The following is a 2717-nucleotide window of genomic DNA, read 5'->3' on the forward strand; positions in this document are numbered from 1 at the left end:
GTCCTGCACCCGAGGCCCGATGTCCCCGGCCAGAAAAGACAGTTGGCCCGGAGCAGCGCAGTCCTCCACCTCCGTCCACGTCACCGGCGCCGACACCAGCGGCCGAGCCCGGGCCCGCAGCGTGTATGGCGTGGCCGTGGTCTTGCGGGCAGCGTTCTGGCTCCAGTCCACGAAGACCTTCCCGGGCCGCAGGCTACGGGTCATCCGGTGCAGCGCCAGCCCCGGCATCGCCCGCTCCGCCTCCACGGCCAGCTGCCTGGCGTACTCCGACACCCGCTCGGACGACGCCCCCCGCACCGCCGCCAGCAGATGCAGCCCCTTGGACCCCGCGGTCTTCGGATACGCCTCGATGCCGTCCGCAGCCAGCCGCTCCCTGAGCCACAGGGCCACCTCGCAGCACTCCACGACCGTCGCGGGCGCACCCGGATCCAGGTCGAGGACCAGACGGTCGGCCTCGTCGGGCGAGTCGACCAGCCACTGGTGGGTGTGGAACTCGGTGACCAGGTTGGCGGCCCACATCAGGCTCGCCAGATCCTGGACCAACACCATCCGGGCCGGCCCCTCCGAGCGGGGCACCTCGGCCGTGGTGACCCAGTCGGGCGTACCCGGCGGAACGTTCTTGGCGAAGAAGACCTGCCCGTCGGGACCGTCCGGATAGCGCAGGAAGGAGACGGCACGGCCCCGCAGATGGGGGAGGAGGACGTCGGCCGCGGTGGCGTAGTAGTGGAGCACCTCGCCCTTGGTGAAGCCGGTGGCCGGATACAGCACCTTCTCCAGATTGCTGAGCGCGAGCCGTCGCCCCTCCACCTCAGTGATCGGCGTCATACGATGAGAATCTCACGCAAAGACGGCCAGAAGGGCTCAATACGCCCAGAAAGGGTGCTGCTGGTGAGATCCATATGGAACGGCGCCATCTCCTTCGGCCTGGTCAGCATCCCGATCAAGCTGGTCAACGCCACCGAGAGCCACTCGATCTCCTTCCGCCAGATCCACACCGAGGACGGCGGCCGGGTCCGCTACCGCAAGGTCTGCGAGCTGGAGGACCGGGAGATCAGCCAGGCGGAGATCGGCAAGGGCTACGAGGACGCGGACGGCACCATCATCCCGATCACCGACGAGGACCTGTCCCATCTGCCGCTCCCGACGGCCAAGACCATCGAGATCGTCGCCTTCGTGCCGGCCGAACGGATCGACCCCCTCCAGATGGACGCGTCGTACTACCTCCAGGCGGGCGGCGCCCCCGCGGCCAAGCCGTACACCCTGCTGAGGGAGGCGCTCAAGCGCAGCAACAAGGTGGCCATCGCCAAGTTCGCGCTGCGCGGGCGGGAGCGGCTCGGCATGCTCCGGGTGGTCGAGGACGCCATCGCCCTGCACGGACTGCTGTGGCCGGACGAGGTCCGCGCACCCGAGGGACTCGCCCCCGACACCAAGGTCACCGTCAGCGACAAGGAACTCGACCTGGCCGACGCCCTGATGGACACCCTGGGCGAGATCGACCTGGACGAACTGCACGACGAGTACCGCGAGGCGCTGGAGGAGGTCGTCGCCGCGAAAGCCGCCGGGGAGGCCCCGCCGGAGTCCCCGGAACCGGCCCGCAGCGGCAAGGTGCTCGACCTCATGGCCGCGCTGGAGAAGAGCGTGCGGGACGCGAAGGAGTCCCGGGGCGAGGAGCCGGGGGAGGTCAGACAGCTGCCCCAGCGCAAGTCGGCACGGGCCGCGCCGAAGCAGACCGGCGGGAAGAAGTCGACCGCCAGGACCGCGAAGAGCACCACGAGCACCACGAGCACCGGGGCGAAGAAGACGGCCGCCGCGAAGAAGACGACGGCGAAGTCGTCCCAGGGGACGAAGAAGACCGCGTCGGCGAAGAAGGCGACGGCCGCGAAGAAGACGGCGGCCAAGAAGACGACCGCCCGCAAACGCACCGCGTGACCTGCGCACCGCCGAGGGCACCGCGCAGGTCGCGTCGGTCCTGCGGCGAGGTCAGTCGACGACCTTCGCCGACTCGATGATCACCGGCTGCGTCGGCACGTCACCGTGGCCGCGGCTGCTGCCGGTGCGCACGCCCTTGATCTGGTCGACGACGTCCCGGCCCTCGGCGACCTTGCCGAACACGGTGTAGCCCCAGCCGTTCGGGCTCTTGGCCGTGAAGTTGAGGAACTCGTTGTCCGAGACGTTGATGAAGAACTGCGCGGTCGCCGAGTGCGGGTCGCTGGTGCGCGCCATCGCCACGGTGTACGCGGTGTTCTTCAGACCGTTGTCGGCCTCGTTCGGGACCGGCGCGAGCGTGGGCTTCTGCACCATGTCCGCGGTGAAGCCACCGCCCTGGACCATGAAGCCGTCGATCACCCGGTGGAAGATCGTGCCGTCGTAGTGCCCGTTGCCGACGTACTGCAGGAAGTTCTCGACGGTCTTGGGCGCCTCGGCGTCGGCGAGCTCGAGGACGATACGGCCGAAATTAGTGGTCAGCTCGACCCTGGACATGGGAATCGTCCCTTTCTGGTGGGGCATGACCGAAGCATCTTGTCACACGGCGACACCCCACCCCGGACCGTTCCCGCCCCGCGCGCCAGACGACGGTCAGGGCGCCGGTGAGGCGAGGGGCCGGTGGACGGTGGTACGGGCCCTGTGCCTGTGCCTGTGCCTGTGCAGGTGCGGGTGGGCCGGAACGTGTTCGCGCCGCGCGCCTCCCTGCTAGGGCGCCCGCGATGGCAATGGGG

3 protein-coding genes are annotated in these 2717 nt (G+C 69.4%); 1 reads left to right on the plus strand and 2 read right to left on the minus strand.

Annotated elements, in window-relative coordinates; translation table 11 throughout:
* The coding region (gene ligD / locus EHS43_RS41945; protein ID WP_125195727.1) for a non-homologous end-joining DNA ligase at positions 1-825 on the minus strand (825 nt) is incomplete at its 3' end.
* A gap of 63 nt (positions 826-888) precedes the next feature.
* On the opposite strand from ligD, the gene EHS43_RS41950 reads away from it, so the two are divergent.
* Positions 889-1929 (plus strand): Ku protein, encoded by a 1041-nt coding sequence (locus EHS43_RS41950; RefSeq protein ID WP_125195728.1) that lies wholly within the window; start codon positions 889-891, stop codon positions 1927-1929.
* A gap of 51 nt (positions 1930-1980) precedes the next feature.
* On the opposite strand, the gene EHS43_RS41955 is transcribed toward EHS43_RS41950, so the two are convergent.
* On the minus strand, positions 1981-2487 hold the full coding sequence (locus tag EHS43_RS41955) for a peptidylprolyl isomerase (RefSeq protein WP_369009077.1): 507 nt from the start codon (positions 2485-2487) through the stop codon (positions 1981-1983).
* Between the last annotated feature and the right edge of the window lie 230 nt (positions 2488-2717).

Origin of the sequence: Streptomyces sp. RP5T, assembly GCF_003933965.1 — a bacterium.
Taxonomy (GTDB): Bacteria; Actinomycetota; Actinomycetes; order Streptomycetales; family Streptomycetaceae; genus Streptomyces.